Below are 23,973 nucleotides of genomic sequence, written 5' to 3'. Positions count from 1 at the left end.
TCACGGGCGCGTCAGCGCCCTAGCCGACGACGATCGTGCCGCCCATGCTGGTGTGCACGTTGCATCGGTACGGGTAGGTGCCGGGCTGGCTGAACGTGTGGGTGTAATAGCCGCCGGTCATGGTGCCGCTGTCGAAGTAGTCGTGCGTGGTGCCCCGCTGGGTGGCGGTGACACTGTGCGCGCTGCTGGCGTCGCTGAAATCCCACGTCACGGTGTCGCCCACGTGGATCCGGAGAGTCGACGGCCGGTAGGCCATCTGGGTGACCTGAACGGTGTACTCGGTCCCGGTTTGCGCCGAGGCCTCGAGCACGGTGACCGGTGTGGCGAAGGAGATCAGGGCGGCTGCCGCGGCACACGACATGGCGACCCGAATCGTGTTCATGTTATGAGGGTAGTCCCGGATCCAATCGGGCGAAACCGGCAATTCGACCGAGTGGTCTAGTCGGTGACGACGACGGTTCCGGTCATGTTCGGGTGCAGTGTGCACTCGTAGGCGTAGGTGCCCGGCGTGTCGAACTGCTTGGTGTAGGTGCCGGTGGCCAGGATCGGGCTCTTGAGTTCCGTGGCGGCGGCGCCGGTGCCGGTGACGTTGTGCGGGATCGCGTTGTCGTCGAACTGCCAGGTGACCGACTGTCCGACCCTGATGGTGACCGTGGCCGGGGTGAACGCCATCCCCGCGACCCGCACCACCGTGGTGTCGGCGGGCAACGTCGCCTCCGCGGACGGCGTCGGCACCGTCGACGGAGTGTCGGTGGAGTCGCCGCAGCCGGCCAGCGTCCCGAGGAGCAGCAGTGCGGTGGCGGTTGAGGTCGCGAGTGCACGCATGGACCGAGCGTAGACCTCTCGATACGGTCGTCTCGTCGTATCGATCGATCGGGAGGAATGTCCGGTGCGCCGGTTCCACACGACCTCGCAAGTCCGTGCCGCCGAGGCGCCACTGCTGGCGGCACTGCCGGAGGGCACGTTGATGCGCCGGGCCGCACACGGCCTGGCCGTCGTGGCCGCAGCCGAATTGCACTCGCGCACAGGTGGTGTCGCGGGAAGGTCGGTGACGCTGCTGGTCGGGTCCGGGGACAACGGCGGCGACGCGCTGTGGGCGGGCGCAATGCTCCGACGGCGCGGGGTGGCCGTGCGGGCGGTCCTCCTCGATTCCGCCCGCGCGCACGGTCCGGGACTCGCCGCGCTGCGCGCGGCCGGGGGCCGGGTGGACGAGGAGGTGGGGGATCCCGACCTGGTCCTCGACGGCATCGTCGGGATCTCGGGCCGAGGGCCGCTGCGACCGGCGGCGGCCGCGCTGGTGGCAGGCATCACCGCGCCGATCGTCGCGGTCGACCTGCCGAGCGGCGTGGACCCCGACACGGGTGCCACCGCGGGGCCCGCCGTGACCGCTGCGGTGACCGTGGCCTTCGGTGCGCTGAAACCGGTGCACGTGCTCGCCGGCGCGCGGTGCGGGCGGGTCGAACTCGTCGACATCGGGCTGGACCTGCCGCCCGCGGCGATCGCCGCGCTCACCCCGGACGAGGTGGGGGCGCGGTGGCCGCTGCCCGGCGCGGTGGACGACAAGTACAGCCAGGGCGTCGTGGGTGTGGTCGCCGGGAGCGACCGCTATCCGGGCGCCGCGGTGCTGTGCTGCGGCGGCGCGGTCGCCGCAACGTCCGGCATGGTCCGGTACGTGGGAACTGCCGCCCCGCAGGTTCTTTCGCGCTGGCCGGAGGTCGTGGCCGCCGAGACGTTCGCGGACGCCGGCCGGGTGCAGGCATGGGTGGTCGGGCCGGGGATCGGTACCGGGGACGCCGCCCGCGAACTTCTGCGCGCCGCGCTGGCGTCGGATCTGCCGGTCCTCGTCGACGCCGACGGGCTGACCGTGCTCGCCGCCGAGCCGGCGCTGGTCGCCGGGCGCACCGCACCCACCATGCTGACGCCGCACGCCGGTGAGTTCGCCCGACTGGCCGGCATCGATCCGGCCGACGACCGGGTCGGCCACGTCCGGGCCCTGGCGGCCCGGTGGGGGGTGACTGTACTGCTGAAGGGACGCTCGACGGTGATCGCCGACCCCGAGGGCCAGGTCCTGGTCAACGAGGCGGGCGGTTCCGCGGCCGCGACCGCCGGCTCCGGGGACGTCCTCTCGGGGGTGATCGGGGCGCTGATGTCGACGGGGCTGGATGCCTCGACCGCCGCCGCGATGGGCGCGCGGGCCCACTCCCTGGCCGCGGCCCTGGCTGCGGGCGAAGGATCGGAGGTGCTCGCACCGATCTCGGCCGGTGCCCTGTCGGAGCAGGTCAGGTCCGCGATCCGCATCCTTCGCGCGCAGCGTGTGGTCAATCCGTGATCTCGACAGTGAGCGAGGTCATTGGGCATAACGGCAGGTGGTGGCAGGATTGACGCATCATGACCATCACCGCGCACAGTGACCGTACGGAGTCCGTCCCACCGAAGGAATCCGGTTTGTCCGAAACGTCACCGCAAGCGGAGGCGCTGATCGACCTCGACGCGATCGCCCACAACGTTCGGCTGCTGCGCGAGCACGCCGGTGACGCCGCGTTGATGGCGGTGGTCAAGGCCGACGCCTACAACCACGGAGCCGTCCCGGTGGCGCGGACCGCGCTCGCTGCCGGTGCCTCCGAACTCGGCGTCACCACCGTCGGCGAGGCACTCACCCTGCGTGCGGCAGGAATCACGGCGCCCGTGCTGTCGTGGCTGCACACCGCCGACACCGATTTCCGTGCCGCCATCGCCGCCGACGTCGAACTCGCCGTCTCCTCACCCCGGCACCTGGACGCGGTGGTCGCCGCCGCTCGCACGGTCGGAACCACGGCGGGAGTGACGCTGAAGGTCGACACCGGGTTGAACCGCAACGGTGTGTCCGCGACGGAACTCGACGAGCTGCTCGACGGACTGGCCCGCGCGCAGTCCGAGGGCGCCGTGCGGCTCGGGGGCGTGTTCTCCCACCTCGCGCACGCCGACCAGCCGCACCATCCCGTCATCGACGCGCAGGCGCAGGTGCTGCGCGACGCCGTGGACCGGGCCGCCCGGCTCGGGATGCGGGTCGATCGTGTGCACCTGTCCAACTCGGCGGCCGCGCTGACCCGACCGGATCTGCGGTTCGACATGGTTCGCCCCGGCATCGCGCTGTACGGGCTGTCCCCGGTGCCGGAACTCGGCGGGTTCGGACTGCGGCCCGCGATGGAGCTGCGCGCCCGGGTCGCGCTGGTCAAGAAGGTCGCGGCCGGTGGCGGGGTGTCGTACGGGCACACCTGGATCGCCCCGCACGACACCACTGTGGCGCTGCTGCCCGTCGGGTACGCCGACGGTGTTCCGCGCGCGCTCGGTGGCCGGTTCCAGGTGCAGATCGGGTCGCGCCGCTACCCGCAGATCGGTCGGGTGTGCATGGACCAGGTCGTCGTCGATCTCGGGACCGACCCCGGCCCGGTCGCGGAGGGCGACACCGCGGTCCTGTTCGGTACCGGCGAGAGCGGCGAGCCCGTCGCACAGGACTGGGCCGACGCCCTCGACACCATCCACTACGAGGTGGTCACCGGGGTGCGCGGACGCGTCGTGCGCAGCTACACCGGTGGCGAGCAGGTTTGGCGGTGATGCCGTTCGGACGCCGCGGTGCGATCGGCGGGGCCGGAGTCGCGACCGCGGTCGGGGCGCTGGCCGGCGTGCGGGCCGTGCACCACAGAACCGAGCCGAGCCGACGCAGGCGGGACCGGCACGCGGACGAGGACTTCGGCCTGCTCGAGAGCGACCGTGGCAGCATGGTCGTCGCCGACGACGGCGTGACCCTGGCGACCCGCGAGGTCGGGCCTGCCGACGCGCCGCTGACGGTGGTGTTCGTGCACGGCTACTGCCTGCGGATGGATTCGTGGCACTTCCAGCGTCGGCAGCTGCGCCGACGCTGGGGGAACGCGGTACGGATGGTGTTCTACGACCAGCGCGGGCACGGACGCTCCGGCACCCCGAGCCCCGAGTCCTGTTCGGTCGGGCAGTTGGGCCGTGACCTGCACGCCGTCCTCCGGACCGTCGCGCCGAACGGCCCGGTTGTCCTGGTCGGGCATTCGATGGGCGGGATGACGATCCTGTCGCTGGCACGCCAGGTTCCGGAACTGTTCGGCACCCACGTGATCGGCGTTGGGCTGCTCTCGACCGCTGCCGCCGGACTGAACCAGACCGGGTTGAGCCGCAACCTGCAGAACCCGGTGATCGACGCGTTCCGGCTCGCGGTGCGCACCGCACCGGGTGTCGTCCAGCTGGGCCGCGGCGCGGCCCGCGCGATCATCTCGCCGATCCTGCGGGCGGCCTCCTTCGGCACCGAGGTGAGCCCGTCGCTGCAGCGATTCTCCGAGAGCATGCTCAACGAGACGTCCGTGACGACAATCGTCAACTTCCTCAAATCACTGGAACTGCACGACGAATCGGCCGCGTTGCCGGTACTCGGGGACCTGCCCGCGCTGGTCCTGTGCGGAGATGCGGACATGGTGATTCCGTTCGTGCAGTCGCAGGCGCTGGCCGACGCACTGCCGAACTCCGAACTGGTGCGGGTGGTTTCGGCCGGGCACCTGGTGCAGCTGGAGTTCCCGATCCGGGTCACCGACTCGATCGACCGCTTGGTGACGCGGGCCGTCGCCGACCAGGACCTCGAATGGAAGGAAAGCGTCGGTGGCTGAATCCGGGCACACCCTCATCCACCTCCCGACGGTGGAGGACACCGAGGCGTTCGGCCGGCGGCTGGCGGTCGAACTCGGCGCCGGAGACCTGGTGGTGCTCGACGGTCCGCTGGGCGCCGGGAAGACGGCGCTGGCGCGGGGAATCGCCGCTGGGCTCGGGGTGCAGGGCAGGGTCAGTTCCCCGACGTTCATCATCGCCCGTGAGCACCGGCCCGGGGTGCGCCCCGGTGGTGGAGACCCGGTCGCGATGGTGCACGTCGACGCCTACCGGCTCGGCCTGGGGGCGCAGCGCTCCGCCACCTTCGACGAACTCGACGCCCTCGACCTGGACACCGATCTGGCGGGTGCGGTCGTCGTGGTCGAGTGGGGCGAGGGGATCGTCGAGCATCTCGCGGACCGGCACCTGCTGGTGCGGCTGCGCCGCGAACCGGAGTCCGATGTCCGCACGGCACAGTGGGGCTGGGTCTCGTGAACACCGCCGCCGTCATTACCGCACTGACGTGCGAGTACCCTCGATAGCCGTGCTCGTTCTCGCTGTCGATACCGCCACCCCGGCCGTGACCGCGGGGGTGGTCCGCCTCGACGGCGCTTCCCCGCGCACCCTGGCCCACCGCATCACCGTCAATGCCCGCGCCCACGCGGAGGTGCTGACCCCGCACATCCTCGAGTGCCTGACCGAGTCCGGTCATGTCCCGGCCGACCTCGACGCCGTCGTCGTCGGTGTCGGGCCCGGCCCGTTCACCGGCCTACGAGTCGGCATGGCGACCGCCGCCGCCTTCGGCGATGCGCTGGGCGTCCCGGTGCACGGGGTGTGCAGCCTCGATGCCGTCGCGGCCGATGCGGTCGCCGCGGACCGGCGAGATCTCTTGGTGGTCACCGACGCCCGGCGTCGTGAGGTGTACTGGGCGCGCTACTCCGAGGGCCGGCGAGTCGAAGGCCCCGCAGTGAACAAGCCCGCCGACGTCGAGCCGCAGCCGTCGGTGGTGGTGGCGGGGTCGGCCGTGCACGCGGACCTGTTCGACCTGCCGGTGGTGGACGTGCAGACGCCCTCGCCCGCCGGACTGGTCGCCGTGGCGGCGCCCGCGATCCTCGGCGGTGTGAACCCGGAACCGCTTGTGCCGCTGTATCTTCGGCGCCCCGATGCGGTCGAGATGGCGGATCGCAAGAAATGAGCTACGCGCTCACCGAGATGCGGCCTGCCGACGCGGAGCGCTGCGCCGAACTCGAAACCCTGCTCTTCGCCGGGGACGGTCCGTGGAGTGCTGCCGCGTTCCGGTCCGAACTCGCGCACCCGCACAACCACTACTTCGTGGTGCGGGACGAGGCCGGTGCAGTCGTCGGCTACGCGGGAATCGCGTTGCTGGGCACCGTGACCGACTCGGAGTTCGAGGTCCACACGATCGGTGTGGATCCGGCGCACCGCCGCCGCGGGCTCGGCTCACTGCTCCTGGACGAACTCCTGCGTCTCGCCGACGGGTTCGGCGGTCCGGTCTTCCTCGAGGTGCGCACCGACAACGACGCGGCGATCACCCTCTACCGGCGGGAAGGGTTCGAGATCGTGGGAACCCGCCGAAACTACTATCAGCCCAGCGGGGCCGACGCATACACGATGCGCCGGCCGGGGCGGTCGACACAGTCGGAGGAGCCGCAGTCGTGATCGTGATGGGTATCGAGAGCTCCTGTGACGAAACAGGAGTCGGCATCGTCCGCTGGCGCGAGGACGGCACCTGCGAGCTGCTCGCCGACGAGGTCGCGTCGAGTGTGGATCAGCACGCCCGCTACGGCGGCGTGGTCCCGGAAGTCGCCTCGCGGGCGCACCTCGAGGCGATCGTCCCGACGATGCGACGCGCACTGGCGCAGGCCGGGATCGCCAAGCCCGACGCGCTGGCCGTCACCATCGGCCCCGGGCTGGCCGGGGCCCTGCTCGTCGGCGCCGCCGCGGCGAAGGCCTACGCGGCCGCGTGGGACGTGCCGTTCTACGCGCTCAACCATCTGGGTGGGCACGTCGCCGTCGACACCCTCGAGCACGGGCCGATGCCGCCGTGCGTGGCGCTGCTGGTCTCCGGTGGTCACACCCACCTGCTGCACGTGCGTGACCTCGCTCGGCCGATCGAGGAACTTGGCACCACCGTCGACGACGCGGCAGGGGAGGCGTTCGACAAGGTCGCCCGTCTGCTCGGTCTCGGCTTCCCGGGCGGGCCCGCTCTCGATGCCGCCGCGCAGGACGGAGACCCCAAGGCGATCGCGTTCCCCCGTGGCATGACAGGTCCGCGCGACGCCCGGCACGACTTCTCGTTCTCCGGACTCAAGACGGCGGTGGCCCGCTACGTCGAGTCCAAGGAACGGGCCGGCGAGCCCGTTCCGATCCCGGACGTGGCGGCGTCGTTCCAGGAGGCCGTCGCCGACGTGCTGACCATGAAGGCGGTGCGAGCGGCCACGGACGTCGGGGTCGACACCCTCGTCCTCGGCGGCGGCGCGACCGCCAACTCGAGGATCCGTTCCCTGGCGCAGGAGCGGTGCGCCGCGGCCGGTTTGACGCTTCGCATCCCGAAACCACGGCTGTGCACGGACAATGGCGTGATGATCGCCGCATTGGGTGCCCACGTCATCGCCGGGGGAGCGACCCCCTCGCCGCTGACCGTCGCCACCGACCCGGGCCTGTCCGTCACCGTCAGCCAGTCGTCGGACCGGGGCGATGTCCACTGACGGGGACCGAGAGGACCCCGCCTGGGGCCGCGACGTCCCGGCGCCGGACGGGCTTGCGTCCCTGCCCAAGGCGACGCGGCGCACGCTGATCCGGCGCGCGGTCCTGCGGCCGGTGATCAGCGCGGTGCTGTTGGTCGTCGTGTACTTCCTGGTGCCACTGAACGACCTGTCGACCATGTCGGCGCTGGGCGGCCTGCTGCTGTGCCTGCTTGTGGTTCTCGGGGTGTTCGTCTGGCAGATCCGGCGAATCGTCACCGCGCGGTATCCGGGTTTGCAGTCGCTCGAGGCGCTCGCCATCTCGGTGCCGACCTACCTGCTCGTCTACGCGACGGCCTATCACCTGATGTCGCAGTCGGCGGTCGACAGCTTCAACGAAGCGCTGTCGAGGATCGACGCGCTGTACTTCACCCTCGTCTGCTTCTCCACCGTCGGCTTCGGGGACATCGTCGCGGAGACCGAGACCGCGCGGGCCGTGGTGTCGGTGCAGATCGTCGGGAACCTGGTGCTGCTCGCGGCCGGGGTGCGGGTGATCACCGCCGCGGTGCGGGCCGGCCGGCGGCGTCGTGACGGTTAGGGCATGTCTCCCAATCCCCGTTTCGGCGCCCCCGGCGCCCAATCGACGCCCTGCTGCGTTGTCGTCGGCGCCGATACAACCCCGGTATCGGCTTCTCCTCCGCCTTGCCGGACGACGATTGTTTCGCCGGGTGCATCCGGGAGGGATTGGAAGACATGCCCTATCTGGCCGGTCGTGTGGACAGGTTGAGTAGGACCCGGGCGTCGGGCTCGCGAACGAGGTCGTCGATCGTGATGGTGTCCAGTGCGTCGTAGAACGCGTCCTGCGCCCGGCGCAGGGCGTTGCGCAGCTTGCAACCGTGCCGCAGCGGGCACGGGGTGGTGCCGTCGCAGGTGACGACCTCGTCGTCACCCTCGAGTTGACGGGTCAGCCAGCCGACGGAGGTTCCGCGGGCGCGTTCGGTGATGGAGAGCCCGCCGCCCCGACCGCGGCGGGCTTCGACCATGCCGAGTTCCTTGAGCCGCAACACAACCTTGGTGGTGTGGGTGTAGGGAATCGACATCTCGTCCGCCACCTGACTCGTGGTCAGTCCACCGCCGCCGGGGGCGACGGCCAGGCGCATCATCACGCGCAGCCCGAGATCCGTGAACTTGGTCAGCTGCACGTCAGGGACGCTACGTCACTTGCATTTCACGTGCAACATACGGTGGAAGCATACTGGCCATCCGGTATTCGTCACGCGCGAGGTGAGGGCAGGAGCAGCTCCGTGTTGTGGTCGCCCGCGCTGCCGAGCGCGGCGGCATCCGCGTGGATGTCGTTGAACGAGAGCTCCCGGTACAGCGATGCCAGGCCGGCGGGGGAGAAGTCGCCGTGGCGAGCCTCGTACGGGCTGTCGGCCTCGATCAGCGTGGTCAGCAGCGATATCGTGCCGTCCGCGTTGTCGGCCACCTCGATGATCCGCGCGTGCTGCGGGAAGTCGATGTGCGAGGCGGTGTTGATCTCCCAGAATCCCTGCACCGGTGTCGCACCCGGCCGCGCGGTGATGCGGTTCTCGTGCGTGTGGCCGTTGACCCAGGCGAGCACGTTCGGGAATCGGTGCAGCAGATCCACCAGTTCGGCGCCGCTGTGCCTGCGCTCACCCGGGTTCTCCGGATCGGGCAGCAGATTTCCCATCGAATCGCTGGTGTGGTGGCTGAACACCAGGAACCAGGTGTCGTCGCGGGACTGTGTGACCGGACGGCCGTCGGCGTCGTGGTAGCGGCTGCTGCCGTCCTGCAGGGTTCGTTCGATCCACCGGAACTGGGCTTCGCCCAGCGAGCCGTCGGTGAAGCCCGCCCGGTTGGTCGAGTCCAGGCTGATGCCGACCACGCCGGGGGCGATCTCGAACGAGTAGTAGCCGATACCGGTCTCGCCGGCGTCCGGGGCGAAGCCGTGTCCGACCGGGCCGGGTCCGGTGTTCGCCGGGTCGAGGTGGGCGGCGATGTACTCCCGCGGGGTGAACGGGGCGCGGGACGGATCCGGGGTGACGTGCCGTGGCGGGGTCGTGATCGCGGCCAGTGCCGCCGGTACCCCGGCGGGGTCGAACTTCGTGGCGATGTCGACGGCGCGGGCCTGCTCCGGTGAACCGGGGACCTCGAACTTGAGGGAGCCGGTGTACATCGCGTCGAGGGGGCCGATGCCGCTCGGCAGGGTGCCCTGCACCGAGTCGTCGTGGTTGCCGAACACGCTGTACCAGGGCGTCTTCAGGCCAGGACTGGTGACCGGGGCGAGTGCCGCGCCGAGCAGTCCGGGGATCTGCGGGAAGCCGGCCTGCTTGTACATGTCGCGGAGGGGGGACTCCGGGTTCCAGTACAGCTCCGCACCCGAATTCTGCACACCCTCGTAGCGGTCCTTCGCGCCGGTGTTGGGAACGAAGGTGCCGCCGTTGAGAGCGGTGAGGAACCAGCCGAGCTCGGCGTGTTCCTTGTTGTCGGTGTTGTCGCCGGTGCTCACCACCGCGTCGAAGCCGCGGCGGGTGTGCGGACCCTTGCCCAGCGCGTTGACCCGCGAGACCAGCGAGACCAGGCCCTGGGTCGTCAGCGTCTCCTGCGGCCGGAACGCCGACCCGTTGAACGGGTGCACGTATTCGAACCGCAGCGGGGACTGGGCATCGACGATGTGGACATCGGTCAGCTGCACCAGTGAGGCCAGCGCGGTGCGGCGGTCCTCCCGGCCGGACCTCGGCTCGGCGAGCTCGCCGCGCACGATCATCGGCCAGCCCGGGCCCGCGGTCAGCGAGCGGTAGCCGGTCGTGCCGAGGGGGGTGGCGACCGTCTCGAGGGTGGTGCCGGGCAGGGTGTCGGCCGCGGCGTACCAGGTGCCCCAGGGGGCTCGTCCGAACGCTCCCACCCCCAGTGCGCCCGCTGCGCCCAGTCCGGCCAATCCGAGAAATCCACGTCTGTTCAGGTTTGCCACGGTGCCGACTGTAGGACACCGGTCGTTCACCTCCTCCGATTTCGCCCGCGGCGAATCGGGTGACGCGAGCAGTCCGATGTCTTGAGCGCTGGCACTCGCATGTATAGAGTGCTAGGTGGCATCGACCTGGTTCCGGCACCCGCGACGACGGGACCAGGTGGGGCGCCGTATTCGTGCAGTACAACCGACTTGCCCGGGGAGCAGCCCTGGGCGCCGAAAACCCCGAAAGTGGAGGGCTCATCGTGGCGAGCGTGAACATCAAGCCGCTCGAGGACAAGATCCTCGTCCAGGCCAACGAGGCCGAAACGACCACGGCTTCTGGCCTGGTCATCCCCGACACGGCGAAGGAAAAGCCCCAGGAGGGCACCGTTGTCGCCGTCGGCCCCGGCCGCTGGGACGAAGACGGCGAGAAGCGCATCCCGCTCGACGTCCAGGAGGGCGACACCGTCATCTACAGCAAGTACGGCGGAACCGAGATCAAGTACGCCGGCCAGGAGTACCTGATCCTGTCGGCACGCGACGTGCTGGCTGTCATCTCCAAGTAAGCCACGTGCCTCCGCCCCGGCGTCCCGTCCACGGACCCGGGGCGGACCGCGTTACGGAACAGTTTCCACCGGTACGGCTCGCCGACCTTCCCAGGAGTAACAGCACTTATGTCCAAGCAGATCGAATTCAACGAGACCGCGCGGCGCGCGCTCGAGCGCGGCGTCGACCAGCTCGCGGACGCGGTCAAGGTGACCCTCGGCCCCCGCGGTCGGCACGTCGTGCTGGCCAAGGCGTTCGGCGGTCCGACCGTCACCAACGACGGTGTCTCCATCGCCCGCGAGATCGAGCTCGAGGATCCCTTCGAGAACCTCGGCGCGCAGCTGGTCAAGTCCGTCGCGACGAAGACCAACGACGTCGCCGGTGACGGCACCACCACCGCCACCGTGCTCGCGCAGGCCCTCGTCAAGGCCGGCCTCAAGAACGTCGCCGCCGGTGCGAACCCGATCTCCCTCGGCGCCGGCATCGCCAAGGCCGCCGACGCCGTTTCCGAGGCTCTGCTCGCCGCGGCCACCCCGGTCGAGGGCAAGGAGGCCATCGCGCAGGTCGCCACCGTCTCCTCCCGCGACGAGGAGATCGGCGGACTGGTCGGCGAGGCCATGACCCGCGTCGGCACCGACGGTGTCGTCACGGTCGAGGAGTCCTCCACCCTGCAGACCGAGCTCGTGGTCACCGAGGGAGTCCAGTTCGACAAGGGCTTCCTGTCGCCGTACTTCATCACCGACATCGACGCGCAGCAGGCCGTGCTCGAGGACGCGCTGGTGCTGCTCTACCGCGACAAGATCAGCTCCCTGCCGGACTTCCTGCCGCTGCTCGAGAAGATCGCCGAGTCCGGCAAGCCGGTCCTGATCATCGCCGAGGACATCGAGGGCGAGGCCCTCTCCACCCTCGTGGTGAACTCGATCCGCAAGACCATCAAGGCCGTCGCCGTCAAGGCGCCGTACTTCGGTGACCGCCGCAAGGCGTTCCTCGACGACCTCGCGGTCGTCACCGCGGGCACCGTCATCAACACCGATGTCGGCCTGTCGCTGAAGGAGGCGGGCCTCGATCTGCTCGGCTCGGCGCGTCGTGTCGTCGTCACCAAGGACGAGACCACCATCGTCGAGGGCGCAGGCACCCAGGCTGACATCGACACCCGGGTCGGGCAGCTCCGCCGCGAGATCGAGAACACCGACTCCGACTGGGACCGCGAGAAGCTCGAGGAGCGCCTCGCGAAGCTCGCCGGCGGCGTCGCGGTCATCAAGGTCGGCGCGGCCACCGAGACCGACCTCAAGGAGCGCAAGTTCCGCGTCGAGGATGCCGTCAACGCCGCCAAGGCCGCGGTCGAGGAGGGCATCGTCCCCGGCGGTGGTTCCGCGATCGTGCAGGCCGGTCAGGTCCTCGTGGACCTCGCGGCGTCGCTCTCCGGCGACGAGGCCACCGGTGTCGAGGTCGTCCGCACCGCGATCGAGGCACCGCTGTTCTGGATCGCCACCAACGCCGGCCTCGACGGGGCCGTCGTGGTCAGCAAGGTGGCGGAGGCGCCCAAGGGCCACGGCTTCAACGCCGCGACCCTGACCTACGGTGACCTGCTCGCCGACGGTGTCGTCGATCCGGTCAAGGTGACCCGGTCCGCGGTCGTCAACGCGGCGTCCGTCGCGCGGATGGTGCTCACCACCGAGTCGGCTGTCGTCGAGAAGCCGGCCGAGGTCGAGGACGCCGGCCACGGCCACGGGCACAGCCACTAGGTCTCACCTGACGCGAAGAGCCCCGGACGGGAGTGCCCGTCCGGGGCTCTTTCGTGTGTCGGTGGCGCCGGATCAGGAGGCGATCCGCTGCCGGTAGCGCCGGGTGTGTGCCTCGCGCTCGGCCTCGGACATCCCGCCCCAGATGCCGTAGGGCTCGCACACACTCAGTGCGTGGTTCCGGCACTGGGCGAGCACCGGGCACTGTCGGCACATCTCCTTCGCCCGCATTTCGCGCTGTGCTCGGGCGCGACCACGCTCGCCGTCGGGGTGGAAGAACATCGCGGAGTCGACGCCGCGGCAGAGTCCGTGCATCTGCCAGTCCCAGATGTCGGCATTCGGGCCGGGGAGGTGATTTGGTTGTGGCATTCCATCTCCTGACGTCGGCGGCTCGGGCACACAGCGCTCGTTTCGCGTTTCCTGCACCGCGGTGAAGGTCGTTCACTCGCGCACACGATCAATTTCAACGGTAACGTTATAGTCGGCCCGGAAATCGAGTCAACAGTTTCAATACGTGGTGATTTACATACCCCTTGCGGCGAGAATTAACGATCCGTTCATCGACATCGACACAATTTCGTGATTGTTTGTCCGGGTGTCGAGCGAATGTCCTGGTCAGTGTCCATCGACGTCATCGGGACGGGCTGTACGCGCTATTTACGCCGGTCGCGGCGGGTCCGGGCGGGATCGTGCAGGTGATGGCGTTCCGGTGGATCGCCCGTGCAGGGGGCCGGTGTGGGCGCGGTCGTTATCGGCAAAGCCTGCCGGCGAAAGAGTTCAATACTTTTGCAAGTCGAAATCTTAATGTGATCGAAACTCTCGACAAACTCGTCGGTAACGTTTCGTGACGGGCCCGGTCCGGACCCCAACCGCGGGCTGCGGCTCACCCGCCCGTCGGGCGCGCCCTACGCTTGCGCCCGTGCCAGTGACGACAGCCGAGTCCCTCACCGACCACGCGTTCGGTCCGACGCCGGGCCACCCAGCGCTTCCCGAGGCGCGCTCGGCGCACGACCGCTGGTTGCGGGCCGTGGCACTGGGCGGGCAGGGGCGCTACGCGGGTGCCCGCGCCGAACTCGCGGCGCTGCGGCGCGAACGTCCGGGTGCCGTGCTCGCGTCCCTGGCCGCGAGCACCGAGGCGTCCCTGCTGCGTCAGCTCGGGTGGCATCGGATCGCGTCCGGATCCGACGGCCGGGCTCTCGTCCTGGCGGGCGACGATCGCTCCGCGGCGGCCATCGAGGCCCGCTGTGATGCGCTGACGGGCCTGGCCGCCGATGCGCTCGGCTGCGGCCGGTTGGCGCTCGGGTTCCGGTTGCTCGATCGGTGCGCAGAGCTGATCGACGGTGCCGGGCTCCCGGGCGGGGAGTCGCGGCTGTGGCGGCAGCGGATCCGGCTGCACTGGGTGACGGCCGAGATGTCCCTCGCGGCGGGGGATTCCGCGCGTGGTCGCCGGCACGCCGGAACGGCGGTGGAACTGGCCGGCGCCTCGCCGTCGGTGCGGCACCAGGTCAAGTCCGAACTCCTGCTCGCCGCCGCGATCAGCGCCGGGGCAGATCCGGCCGCGGCAGCGGACCCCGCGCGCCGGGTGCTGGCGCGCTGCGAGGAACACGGGCTGGTCCCGCTGCAGTGGGCGGCCTCGATGCTGCTCGGGGGAGTGGCCCCAGGCCCGGAGGCCGACGAGATCCGGCGGCGCTGCGAATCACGAATCGTCAGCGCAGGCGGGCGATTCAGGGAATCGTGAGGGTCGGTCGCTATCCTTCAAACGTCCCACCGATCGGTGGGGCCGTCCGGTCACACGGGCGCCACTGTAACGCCAGGACAAAGACTGTCGATGAGTAGTACGAGCGAGGAGTTGGACTCAGCAGTCGCTGCCGCAGCGCAGGGCGATCGAGTTGCCTTGGCTCGGGTTCTGGAAGTTGTCCGACCCATGGTCGTGCGGTACTGCCGATCACGGGTCGGAGCCGCGGAACGGGGGCACCTGTCCGCGGACGACGTGGCGCAGGAGGTGTGCCTGGCTGTGATGACCGCTCTGCCGCGGTATCGGGATCAGGGTCGCCCGTTCATGGCGTTCGTGTACGGGATCGCCGCACACAAGGTGGCGGACGCGCACCGAAACGCCGGCCGCAACCGCGCAGAGTCGATGGCCGAGGTGCCGGACGTCGTCTCCTCGGACGAGGGTCCGGAGAAGCTCGCCCTGGACTCCGAAACAAGCAGGCAGGTCAATGCGCTGCTCGGCACGCTGTCCGAGAAGCACCGAGAGATCGTCATCCTCCGACTGGTAGTGGGTCTGTCCGCGGAGGAGACGGCAGCGGCCGTCGGAAGTACGGCCGGAGCAGTACGGGTCGCCCAGCACCGGGCGCTCGCGAAGTTGAAGACCGAAGTAGCGAAAGCAGGTGAGATGTATGGCTAGGGGGAGCAAGCGCGGTCACGACAAGTGGTCGCGGCGTCATGATGCGTCCGATGCCGATCTCACCCTGCCCCAGGGCGATCCGTTGGCTGATGAGGTGCGCGGCGACGAGCCCTTCGACCTGGCCGCCGTGCAGCGCGACGACGCCCTGCTCGACGCGCTCGCCGGTGGCGGCGAGGTCGCGACCAGCACCGAGGAGGAGTACCGCCTCGCGTCGCTCCTCGCCGGCTGGCGGGCCGAGATCGTCGGCCCCGATCTGCCTGCCGGTCCGACTCTCGACGAGGCCGCCGCCGCGGTCGACCGCGAACTGAGTCGTCGGCAGTCCCCACAGCGCGGCGGACTGCGCCTGCTGCGCCCGGTCGCGGGCGCAGCGGCTGCAATCGCCGTCGTGATGGCCGGTGCGACCGTGTTCTCCTACAACGCTCAGCCCGGTGACCCGCTGTGGCGGGTCAAGGAAGTCGTGTTCACCGAGCGGGCCAACTCGACGGTCGCGAGCATCGACACCGCGAACACCCTCGAAGAGGCGGAACGGATGATCAAGTCCGGCGACGCCCAGGGTGCGATGACGGTGCTGCAGTCCGCGAGCAAGCGGGTCGGTGACGTCAACGACTCCGCGAAGCGCGACGAGCTCAACGCCTGGCACGACCGCCTGATGACCGACGTGACCAATGCCACGACCCCGGCTCCGACCACGACGACAACAGGTGGCCAGAGCGGCCAGATCCCGACGACCGTGCTGCCGGCGCCGCCTCTGACGACGCTGCCGGGCAGCGAGACGACGAGTCAGCCGTCGGTTCCGCCGGAGATCCTGATCGCGCCGATCGTGCCACCCACGCAGGTGCCGGTGACCACTCCGCCGCCGGTGGAGGTGACGACGCCGAATCCACCTGTCACGACCGTCCCGTCGCCGACACCGGAGATTCCGACCCCGGTCGAGACCGGCTCGGCGACGACCACACGGCTCTTCCCGACGTCGAAGCCGCTGACCGAGACGCGTCAGCTCCTGGTCCCGGACACCTCGCCCAGCGGCGGGTAGTGGCCGCGCCGGCGGAAGCCTCGAACGGCGCCGAGCCCGAACAATCACTGTGCTCGAACAAAACACCGTGCTGGAAAAACGAAACGGCCCGACAAGTGCAACTTGTCGGGCCGTTGTCGTTGGTCGGGTCAGGCGTCGAAGCTGTCGCCGTGCAGAGCCTCGTTCATGGACGCGTCCGCGTAGCCGCGGCAGTAGTCCCAGGTCACGTACGCCTCGGGAACCGGGTCGTAAGCCGGCTCGTGAGGGCGGACCGTGCCGTCGACGAGCAGCTGGAGCAGGTTCGCGCGCAGCATGTCCCAGTCGTGGTAGTGGTCCTGCTGGCAGTCGTCACAGCAGACGACGAGACCGCGGATCCCGCGGTGCGCGAGCAGCGCCTCGTAGACGGCGAGATCGGCGAGGTCCTCTTCCACGGCGAGCCGCTCGTGGGGGTCGAGGGGCTGTCCCGGCTCGATCGCATCCAATGCGGCGGAGGGGTCGGAGGGGTCACCGGCGAACGGATCCGGCGGCAGACCGGGGGGCAGTTGATCACGCACAGGTCCACGGTACGCAGCGCGAGGCCGTCTGCGCCACCCGTCACAGTCACCAGGTTCGCTCGCCCATACGCGCAGCCGATACCATGGTGAGCGGTCTGAGGGAATACATCGCCGGGGATCGAGCATTGTTTCAGTCCTAGCAATTGCGACGCATCGGTACTCGCCAGGGCGCGCGTAGTGGGTTTTCCACCCGGCGCGACTGCGCCCGAACGGTCCAGCGCAACCGACGTTCGAAGGAAAGGTTCGAAAGCCGCATGACAAATTCCGGAGGGCACGTGCGCACCGGCGGAGATCGCCCCGACAAGGTGGCGATGCTCGGACTCACCTTCGACGACGTACTGCTGCTGCCGGCGGCATCGGACGTCATCCCGAGCCAGGTGGACACCTCCAGCCAGTTGACCCGCGAGATCCGGCTGAACGTGCCGCTGGTCAGTTCGGCGATGGACACCGTGACCGAGGCGCGGATGGCGATCGCCATGGCCCGCGCCGGCGGTATGGGCGTGTTGCACCGCAACCTGTCGACCGAGGCGCAGGCGGCACAGGTGGAGACGGTGAAGCGTTCCGAGGCAGGGATGGTCACCGACCCGGTCACCTGCAAGCCCACCGACACTCTCGCCGACGTCGACGCCATGTGCGCACGCTTCCGGATCTCCGGCCTGCCGGTCACCGACGAGCAGGGCCAGCTGGTCGGCATCATCACCAACCGGGACATGCGGTTCGAGGTGGACCAGAACCGGCCCGTGTCCGAGGTGATGACCAAGGCGCCGCTGATCACCGCGCAGGAGGGCGTCACCGCGGAGGCCGCGCTCGGCCTGCTGCGCCGCCACAAGATCGAGAAGCTCCCGATCGTCGACGGTCAGGGCAAGCTCACCGGCCTCATCACGGTCAAGGACTTCGTCAAGACCGAGCAGCACCCCAACGCCACCAAGGACCGCGACGGCCGGTTGCTGGTCGGTGCGGCCGTCGGTGTCGGTGACGACGCGTGGGCCCGTGCGATGGCACTGACCGATGCCGGGGTCGACGTGCTGGTCGTCGACAGCGCACACGGCCACTCCAACGGTGTTCTCGGCATGATCGCCAAGATCAAGGCCGAGGTCGGCGATCGGGTACAGATCATCGGCGGCAACGTCGCCACCCGGGGCGGCGCGCAGGCTCTCGTCGAGGCCGGCGTCGACGCCGTCAAGGTCGGGGTCGGACCCGGCTCGATCTGCACCACTCGTGTTATCGCCGGCGTCGGCGCCCCGCAGATCACCGCGATCCTCGAGGCCGTCGCGGCCTGCAAGCCTCTCGGCGTGCCGGTCATCGCGGACGGTGGTCTGCAGTTCTCCGGCGACATCGCCAAGGCCCTCGCGGCAGGCGCCTCCACGGCGATGCTCGGCTCCCTGCTCGCCGGTACCGCCGAGTCGCCCGGAGAGATGGTTCTCGTCGGCGGCAAGCAGTTCAAGAGCTACCGAGGCATGGGTTCCCTCGGCGCGATGCAGAGTCGCGGACAGGGCAAGTCCTACTCGAAGGACCGCTACTTCCAGGACGACGTGCTGTCCGAGGACAAGCTGGTGCCGGAGGGCATCGAGGGCCGCGTTCCGTTCCGCGGGCCGCTCGGCTCGGTCATCCACCAGCTCACCGGTGGCCTGCGGGCCGCGATGGGCTACACCGGCTCGGCGTCCATCGAACACCTGCAGGAAGCGCAGTTCGTGCAGATCACCGCGGCCGGGCTCAAGGAGAGCCACCCGCACGACATCACGATGACGGTCGAGGCCCCGAACTATGCAGCCCGGTAAGACTGCCGCCCGCTAGCCACACACCCAACTACACATCGAAGAAAGGGGCGCGCGTGCGCGACCTCGTTGAGATCGGTATGGGCCGAACCGCCCGTCGCACCTACGAGTTGGACGACATCGACATCGTCCCCTCCCGCCGGACCCGGTCGTCGAAGGAGGTGTCGACGACCTGGCAGCTCGACGCCTACCGGTTCGACATCCCGGTGCTCGCGCATCCGACGGACGCGTTGGTCTCGCCGTCGTTCGCGATCGAGCTCGGCAAGCGTGGCGGACTCGGCGTGATCAACGGTGAGGGACTGTGGGGCCGGCACGCCGATGTCGACGCCAAGATCGCCGAGCTGGTGCACCTGGCCGAGTCGGACGCCGACCCGGATGCGCCGATCAAGAAGCTGCAGGAGCTGCACGCGGCGCCGATTCAGTCGAACCTGCTGGCCGCCGCGGTCGCGCAGGTGCGGGAGTCCGGCGTGACCACGGCGGTTCGGGTGAGCCCGCAGAACGCCCGCGCGCTGACCCCGGAGCTGATCAAGGCGGGCATCGACCTGCTGGTCATCCACGGCACGATCATCTCCGCCGAGCACGTCGCCAACGGGGCCGAGCCGCTGAACCTGAAGACGTTCATCTCGGAGCTGGACGTTCCGGTCGTCGCGGGCGGCGTGAGCGATCACCGCACCGCGCTGCACCTGATGCGCACCGGTGCCGCGGGCGTCATCGTCGGCTACGGCTCCACCGAGGGCGCCACCACCACCGGTGAGGTCCTCGGCATCGGGGTGCCGATGGCCACCGCGATCGCCGACGCCGCGGCGGCTCGCCGCGACTACCTCGACGAGACCGGCGGACGCTACGTGCACGTCATCGCCGACGGCGACATCGCCACCTCCGGCGACCTGGCGAAGGCGATCGCCTGCGGCGCCGACGCCGCGGTGCTCGGTGCGCCGCTGGCGGCGTCCGCGGAGGCGCCGGGCGGTGGCTGGTACTGGCCGTCCGCGGCCGCACATCCGTCGATGCCGCGCGGTGCGCTGCTGCCTGTGGCCTTCGGTGACCGGCCGAGCCTCGACCAGGTGCTGACCGGCCCGTCCGACGACCCGTACGGTTCGCTGAACCTGGTCGGTGGCCTGCGTCGCTCGATGGCGAAGTCCGGCTACTCCGACCTCAAGGAGTTCCAGAAGGTGGGCCTCACCGTCCGCGCCTGACTCCTTCACGACAACGCCCGATCCGGTTCCCCGGGTCGGGCGTTGTCGTGTCCGGGCCGGTCCGCCGCGGGTTTGTGCTACCTGCCGTTACGCTTAGGTCACCCTTGTGTGATCGGTCACAGATCTCGGGTGCATACTGGCGAGTAACCAACCCAGATCCACGGTGGAGGTCTCTTGATGGGAAAGCGTGCGACGGATTTCGACGTCCTGATCGTCGGCTCCGGCTTCGGCGGCAGCGTCACGGCGCTGCGACTGGTCGAGAAGGGGTACAAGGTCGGAATCCTGGAGGCCGGCCGACGGTATGCGGATTCCGATTTCGCCAAGACCAGCTGGGACCTCAGGCGCTTCCTGTGGGCACCGGCCCTCGGCTGCTACGGCATCCAGCGGGTGCACCTGCTGCGCGACGTGATGATCCTGGCCGGGGCCGGGGTCGGCGGTGGCTCGCTCAACTACGCCAACACCCTGTACAAGCCGCCGTCGTCGTTCTTCCAGGATCCGCAGTGGCGGGGCATCACCGACTGGGACGCCGAACTGACCCCGCACTACGAGCAGGCCCGCAAGATGCTCGGCGTCGTGCAGAACCCGCACATGACACCCGCCGACGAGGTGATCAAGTCCGTCGCCGACGACATGGGCGTCGGGGACACCTTCATCCAGACCCCGGTCGGGGTGTTCTTCGGCGAGCCCGGCAAGACCGTCGCCGACCCGTTCTTCGGCGGTGCCGGGCCGGACCGGACCGGCTGCATCGAGTGCGGCGAGTGCATGACCGGCTGCCGGCACGGAGCCAAGAACACCCTCGTCAAGAACTACCTCGGGCTCGCGGAGAAGGCCGGCGCGACGGTGATCCCGATGACCACGGTCACCGGACTGTTCGAGGCGTCGGACGGTACCTGGGACGTGCAGACCCGCCGCACCGGCGCGAAGGTGCGCAAGGGGCACCGGACCTACACCGCAGCCAACGTCGTCCTCGCCGCCGGCACCTGGGGCACCCAGCATCTGCTGCACGAGATGAAGGACCGCGGCGCGCTGCCGAAGCTCTCGCCCACCCTCGGTGAGCTGACCCGAACCAATTCCGAGGCGCTGCTCGGCGCCGCGAAACTGAAGGTCGACCCGGACATGGATCTGACCAAGGGTGTCGCGATCACCTCGTCGTTCCATCCCGCGTCCGACACCCACATCGAGCCGGTCCGCTACGGCAAGGGCTCCAACGCGATGGGTCTGCTGCAGACCCTGATGACCGACGGCGGCGGCAGCACGCCGCGATTCGTCAAGCTGCTCAAGACGATTGCCGCCAACCCGGGGCAGATGCTGAGGATGCTCAGCGTCAAGAACTGGAGCGAGCGGACCATCATCGCGCTCGTCATGCAGAACCTCGACAACTCGATCACCACCTACACCAAGCCGGGCCTGTTCGGTCGCCGCAAGGTCACCAGCAAGCAGGGGCACGGCGAGCCGAACCCCACCTGGATTCCCGTGGGCAACGACGCGACCCGGCGGATCGCGGAGAAGATCGGCGGCGTGGCGGGTGGCACCTGGGGCGAGGTGTTCAACATCCCGCTGACCGCGCATTTCCTCGGCGGCTGCGCGATCGGCGAGGACGCCGGGCACGGCGTCATCGACCCCTACCATCGCGTGTACGGCTATCCGACGCTCAGCGTCGTGGACGGGGCTGCGGTGTCGGCGAACCTCGGCGTGAACCCGTCGTTGACGATCAGCGCCCAGGCCGAGCGGGCGGCGTCGCTGTGGCCGAACAAGGGGGAGCAGGACACGCGGCCCGCGCAGGGGGCGGCGTACCGGCGGCTCGCGCCGGTGGCGCCGAACGCTCCGGTGGTTCCGGCGGGTGCGCCGGCCGCCCTTGTCCTGCCCATCGTGGAGATCCGGTCGGGGAAGGAGAAGTCGACGCCCTCGGACTCGGACGTGGCCTGATCACGCTGCCGGGCGTCGTCACTCCGGCGGTGCCGGGCGTCGTCACTCCGGCGGTGCCGGGCGTCGTCACAGGTGGGTGGGGTCACACACTAGACTGGGGGCGTGGCAGACACCCAGCATTCCGGCCCCAGCCAGCAGAATCCGGTCCTCGTCGTCGATTTCGGTGCGCAGTACGCGCAGCTGATCGCCCGTCGGGTCCGTGAGGCCAGCGTCTACTCGGAGGTCGTGCCGCACACGGCGACCGTCGAGGAGATCGTGGCCCGCAAGCCGGCGGCGGTGATTCTGTCGGGTGGTCCCGCCAGTGTCTACGCCGAGGGCGCGCCGCAGCTCGACCCGCGGCTGTTCGATCACGACATCCCGGTGTTCGGCATCTGCTACGGCTTCCAGGCGATGGCGGGTGCACTCGGTGGCACCGTCACCCACACCGGGACCCGGGAGTACGGCCGCACTCAGCTCAGTGTCGACGGTGGCGTCCTGCACGAGGGCCTGCCGGTCACTCAGCCGGTGTGGATGAGCCACGGCGATGCCGTCACCGACGCCCCGGAGGGCTTCGAGGTGACGGCCACCAGCGCCGGTGCCCCGGTTGCCGCGTTCGAGGACCGGGCGCGGCGCCTGGCCGGCGTCCAGTACCACCCCGAGGTGCTGCACTCGCCGCACGGCCAGCAGGTGCTCACCCGCTTCCTGCGGGAGATCGCCGGCATCGCTCCGACGTGGACCGCGGCCAACATCGCAGACGTCCTGATCGAGCAGGTCCGCGAGCAGGTCGGTGACGGCAAGGCGATCTGCGGCCTGTCCGGCGGCGTGGACTCCGCGGTCGCGGCTGCTCTGGTGCAGCGCGCGATCGGTGACCGCCTCACCTGCGTTTTCGTCGACCACGGTCTGCTGCGGGCGGGCGAGCGCGAGCAGGTTCAGCAGGATTTCGTCGCGTCGACCGGGGCGAAGCTGATCACCGTCGATGCGGTCGACACCTTCCTCGGCGAACTGGACGGCGTCTCCGATCCGGAGGCCAAGCGCAAGATCATCGGCCGCGAGTTCATCCGCAGCTTCGAGGGCGCGGTCACCGAGGTGCTCGGCGAGTCCGCGGCCCACGGTGAGGCCGTCGAGTTCCTCGTCCAGGGCACCCTGTACCCGGACGTCGTCGAGTCCGGCGGCGGGACCGGCACCGCGAACATCAAGAGCCACCACAACGTCGGCGGACTGCCCGAGGACCTGCAGTTCTCCCTCGTGGAGCCGCTGCGGCTGCTGTTCAAGGACGAGGTCCGCGCGGTCGGGCGGGCGCTGGGCCTGCCCGAGGAAATCGTTGCGCGCCAGCCGTTCCCGGGGCCGGGTCTGGCGATTCGCATCGTCGGCGAGGTGACCCGTGAGCGGCTGACCCTGCTGCGGCAGGCGGACGCGATCGCTCGCGAGGAGCTCACCGCTGCCGGTCTCGACGGCCAGATCTGGCAGTGCCCGGTGGTGCTGCTCGCCGACGTCCGCAGCGTTGGTGTCCAGGGCGACGGCCGCACCTACGGTCATCCGATCGTGCTGCGTCCGGTCTCCAGCGAGGATGCGATGACCGCGGACTGGACCCGACTGCCGTACGACGTGCTCGAGCGGATCTCCACCCGCATCACGAACGAGGTGCCGGACGTCAACCGCGTCGTGCTCGACGTCACGAGCAAGCCGCCGGGAACCATCGAGTGGGAGTGACCTGACAGGTGAGGGCCCCGTGTTCGATCTTCGAACGCGGGGCTCTTCGCGTTTTCGGGAGTTGTGACGCGTCCGCAGGGGGGGCGGTGACGGTCGGCATCTCCTCGTGTCCGGGATTTCTGGCAGCGCACTGTGTGCAGAGCAAGTTTTCTCCCAGCGGTCCCCAAGGTTCGAGGTGTCCAATGGGCGCCGGGCGGAGGAGGTCTCGGGGCGAAAGGAGAAACGATGGTTCACTCGGCGCGACAGGTCGACTACGGTGCGCTCGACCGCGGTGCCGGGAGGGTGCGCAGTCGGGCCGCCGAGGGTGACCTGGGTGCGCTGAGGGAGTTGGACGCCGCCACCCGCTCGTTCGCCACGCGGCTGTGCCGGGCGGAACTCGGTGCCGGCCTGGGCATGCGGGTAGCGGATCGGATTGCGGCCGAATCGGTTCCCGTCGCGATCGCGGCGATGCTGGCCGATCCCGGCGCCTCGCCACTGCGGGTTGCCTACACCGAGACGGTGCTCGGGATCGAGTCGGCGCGGCCGGCGGCCGGGCTCGCTGTCCTCCCCGATCGGCTTCAGGGCCTTACCCGGCACGAACGGGACGTGCTTGTGCTGAGGATTCCGGTCGGCCTCACCGTGGAGCAGACCGCCGAGGCGTTGGCCTGCACTGTCCACCGGATCCGGCTCGACCAGCACTCGGCGCTCGGCGCCCTGCGTCGCCTCGTTCCGAGCGATTCATCGATTCACAGCTGATTGTCAGGGTCGTCGGTCCTTCGGCGGAGTTGACTTGACGGTGGAGGGAGAGTTTGCGGCTCCCCGCCGCGCCT

The 23,973-nt window shown here is 69.8% G+C and carries 24 protein-coding genes; 18 read left to right on the top strand and 6 right to left on the bottom strand.

The window, feature by feature from the left end; genetic code table 11:
* Positions 1–19 precede the first annotated feature (19 nt).
* Both ACWDUM_RS00705 and ACWDUM_RS00700 read right to left on the bottom strand, forming a co-directional pair.
* Positions 20–382 carry a cupredoxin domain-containing protein gene (locus ACWDUM_RS00705; RefSeq protein WP_450113416.1) on the bottom strand — a complete coding sequence of 121 codons (363 nt, stop codon included), beginning with the start codon at positions 380–382 and terminating at the stop codon, positions 20–22.
* A gap of 56 nt (positions 383–438) precedes the next feature.
* On the bottom strand, positions 439–825 hold the full coding sequence (locus tag ACWDUM_RS00700; RefSeq protein ID WP_450132501.1) for a cupredoxin domain-containing protein: 387 nt from the start codon (positions 823–825) through the stop codon (positions 439–441).
* 64 nt (positions 826–889) lie between these two features.
* On the opposite strand from ACWDUM_RS00700, the gene ACWDUM_RS00695 reads away from it, so the two are divergent.
* Genes ACWDUM_RS00695 through ACWDUM_RS00660 form a run of 8 tightly spaced genes read left to right on the top strand, consistent with a single transcriptional unit; the run spans position 890 to position 7,947 of the window.
* Positions 890–2,329 (top strand): NAD(P)H-hydrate dehydratase, encoded by a 1,440-nt coding sequence (locus tag ACWDUM_RS00695; protein ID WP_450132500.1) that lies wholly within the window; start codon positions 890–892, stop codon positions 2,327–2,329.
* Between the two features lie 59 nt (positions 2,330–2,388).
* Positions 2,389–3,594 carry an alanine racemase gene (gene alr / locus ACWDUM_RS00690; protein ID WP_450132499.1) on the top strand — a complete coding sequence of 402 codons (1,206 nt, stop codon included), beginning with the start codon at positions 2,389–2,391 and terminating at the stop codon, positions 3,592–3,594.
* Positions 3,594–4,667: an alpha/beta fold hydrolase gene (locus ACWDUM_RS00685; protein WP_450113420.1), complete on the top strand. Its 1,074-nt coding sequence runs from the start codon at positions 3,594–3,596 to the stop codon at positions 4,665–4,667. The genes alr and ACWDUM_RS00685 overlap by 1 nt, the downstream gene beginning before the upstream one ends.
* On the top strand, positions 4,660–5,139 hold the full coding sequence (gene tsaE / locus ACWDUM_RS00680) for a tRNA (adenosine(37)-N6)-threonylcarbamoyltransferase complex ATPase subunit type 1 TsaE (protein ID WP_450113421.1): 480 nt from the start codon (positions 4,660–4,662) through the stop codon (positions 5,137–5,139). The genes ACWDUM_RS00685 and tsaE overlap by 8 nt, the downstream gene beginning before the upstream one ends.
* Before the next feature lie 49 nt (positions 5,140–5,188).
* Positions 5,189–5,839, top strand: coding sequence for a tRNA (adenosine(37)-N6)-threonylcarbamoyltransferase complex dimerization subunit type 1 TsaB (gene tsaB / locus ACWDUM_RS00675; protein ID WP_450132498.1), 651 nt, complete (start codon positions 5,189–5,191; stop codon positions 5,837–5,839).
* Positions 5,836–6,324: a ribosomal protein S18-alanine N-acetyltransferase gene (gene rimI / locus ACWDUM_RS00670; protein ID WP_450132497.1), complete on the top strand. Its 489-nt coding sequence runs from the start codon at positions 5,836–5,838 to the stop codon at positions 6,322–6,324. The genes tsaB and rimI overlap by 4 nt, the downstream gene beginning before the upstream one ends.
* Positions 6,321–7,373, top strand: coding sequence for a tRNA (adenosine(37)-N6)-threonylcarbamoyltransferase complex transferase subunit TsaD (gene tsaD, locus ACWDUM_RS00665; RefSeq protein WP_450113424.1), 1,053 nt, complete (start codon positions 6,321–6,323; stop codon positions 7,371–7,373). The genes rimI and tsaD overlap by 4 nt, the downstream gene beginning before the upstream one ends.
* The gene (locus tag ACWDUM_RS00660) at positions 7,363–7,947 is read left to right on the top strand and encodes a potassium channel family protein (protein ID WP_450132496.1); all 585 of its coding nucleotides are present in this window, start codon (positions 7,363–7,365) and stop codon (positions 7,945–7,947) included. Before tsaD ends, ACWDUM_RS00660 begins: the two co-directional genes overlap by 11 nt.
* 160 nt (positions 7,948–8,107) lie before the next feature.
* Here the strand turns inward: ACWDUM_RS00660 and ACWDUM_RS00655 are convergent, their stop codons facing one another.
* A complete protein-coding gene (locus ACWDUM_RS00655) occupies positions 8,108–8,551 on the bottom strand; it encodes an RrF2 family transcriptional regulator (protein WP_450132495.1) in 444 nt (147 codons plus the stop codon).
* 71 nt (positions 8,552–8,622) lie between these two features.
* A complete protein-coding gene (locus ACWDUM_RS00650) occupies positions 8,623–10,341 on the bottom strand; it encodes a TIGR03767 family metallophosphoesterase (RefSeq protein ID WP_450132494.1) in 1,719 nt (572 codons plus the stop codon).
* 242 nt (positions 10,342–10,583) lie between these two features.
* Here ACWDUM_RS00650 and groES point away from each other — a divergent pair, with 242 nt between their 5' ends.
* Positions 10,584–10,886, top strand: coding sequence for a co-chaperone GroES (gene groES, locus ACWDUM_RS00645; protein WP_007535256.1), 303 nt, complete (start codon positions 10,584–10,586; stop codon positions 10,884–10,886).
* A gap of 108 nt (positions 10,887–10,994) precedes the next feature.
* Positions 10,995–12,611: a chaperonin GroEL gene (gene groL / locus ACWDUM_RS00640; RefSeq protein WP_450132493.1), complete on the top strand. Its 1,617-nt coding sequence runs from the start codon at positions 10,995–10,997 to the stop codon at positions 12,609–12,611.
* 72 nt (positions 12,612–12,683) lie between these two features.
* Here the strand turns inward: groL and ACWDUM_RS00635 are convergent, their stop codons facing one another.
* Positions 12,684–12,977 (bottom strand): WhiB family transcriptional regulator, encoded by a 294-nt coding sequence (locus ACWDUM_RS00635; RefSeq protein WP_450113429.1) that lies wholly within the window; start codon positions 12,975–12,977, stop codon positions 12,684–12,686.
* A gap of 550 nt (positions 12,978–13,527) precedes the next feature.
* On the opposite strand from ACWDUM_RS00635, the gene ACWDUM_RS00630 reads away from it, so the two are divergent.
* From ACWDUM_RS00630 to ACWDUM_RS00620, 3 genes are all read left to right on the top strand, one after another.
* Positions 13,528–14,346, top strand: a complete 819-nt coding sequence (locus ACWDUM_RS00630) for a hypothetical protein (RefSeq protein ID WP_450132492.1) — start codon at positions 13,528–13,530, stop codon at positions 14,344–14,346.
* A 90-nt stretch (positions 14,347–14,436) separates the two neighbouring features.
* On the top strand, positions 14,437–15,015 hold the full coding sequence (locus ACWDUM_RS00625; RefSeq protein ID WP_450113431.1) for a sigma-70 family RNA polymerase sigma factor: 579 nt from the start codon (positions 14,437–14,439) through the stop codon (positions 15,013–15,015).
* Positions 15,008–16,048: an anti-sigma-D factor RsdA gene (locus tag ACWDUM_RS00620; RefSeq protein ID WP_450132491.1), complete on the top strand. Its 1,041-nt coding sequence runs from the start codon at positions 15,008–15,010 to the stop codon at positions 16,046–16,048. The genes ACWDUM_RS00625 and ACWDUM_RS00620 overlap by 8 nt, the downstream gene beginning before the upstream one ends.
* 128 nt (positions 16,049–16,176) lie before the next feature.
* Here ACWDUM_RS00620 and ACWDUM_RS00615 read toward each other — a convergent pair whose 3' ends face one another.
* Positions 16,177–16,581 (bottom strand): DUF5319 domain-containing protein, encoded by a 405-nt coding sequence (locus ACWDUM_RS00615; RefSeq protein ID WP_450113433.1) that lies wholly within the window; start codon positions 16,579–16,581, stop codon positions 16,177–16,179.
* A gap of 254 nt (positions 16,582–16,835) precedes the next feature.
* On the opposite strand from ACWDUM_RS00615, the gene guaB reads away from it, so the two are divergent.
* From guaB to ACWDUM_RS00590, 5 genes are all read left to right on the top strand, one after another.
* The gene (gene guaB / locus ACWDUM_RS00610) at positions 16,836–18,359 is read left to right on the top strand and encodes an IMP dehydrogenase (protein WP_450113434.1); all 1,524 of its coding nucleotides are present in this window, start codon (positions 16,836–16,838) and stop codon (positions 18,357–18,359) included.
* A 53-nt stretch (positions 18,360–18,412) separates the two neighbouring features.
* Positions 18,413–19,549, top strand: coding sequence for a GuaB3 family IMP dehydrogenase-related protein (locus tag ACWDUM_RS00605; RefSeq protein ID WP_450132490.1), 1,137 nt, complete (start codon positions 18,413–18,415; stop codon positions 19,547–19,549).
* 177 nt (positions 19,550–19,726) lie between these two features.
* Positions 19,727–21,475 (top strand): FAD-dependent oxidoreductase, encoded by a 1,749-nt coding sequence (locus ACWDUM_RS00600; protein WP_450132489.1) that lies wholly within the window; start codon positions 19,727–19,729, stop codon positions 21,473–21,475.
* 102 nt (positions 21,476–21,577) lie between these two features.
* Positions 21,578–23,164, top strand: coding sequence for a glutamine-hydrolyzing GMP synthase (gene guaA / locus ACWDUM_RS00595; RefSeq protein WP_450132488.1), 1,587 nt, complete (start codon positions 21,578–21,580; stop codon positions 23,162–23,164).
* A 225-nt stretch (positions 23,165–23,389) separates the two neighbouring features.
* A complete protein-coding gene (locus ACWDUM_RS00590) occupies positions 23,390–23,899 on the top strand; it encodes a sigma factor-like helix-turn-helix DNA-binding protein (protein WP_450132487.1) in 510 nt (169 codons plus the stop codon).
* The last annotated feature ends 74 nt before the right edge of the window (positions 23,900–23,973 follow it).

It is taken from the genome of Rhodococcus sp. NPDC003322 (assembly GCF_053589555.1).
This window is presented reverse-complemented; position numbering and strand designations above follow the sequence as displayed.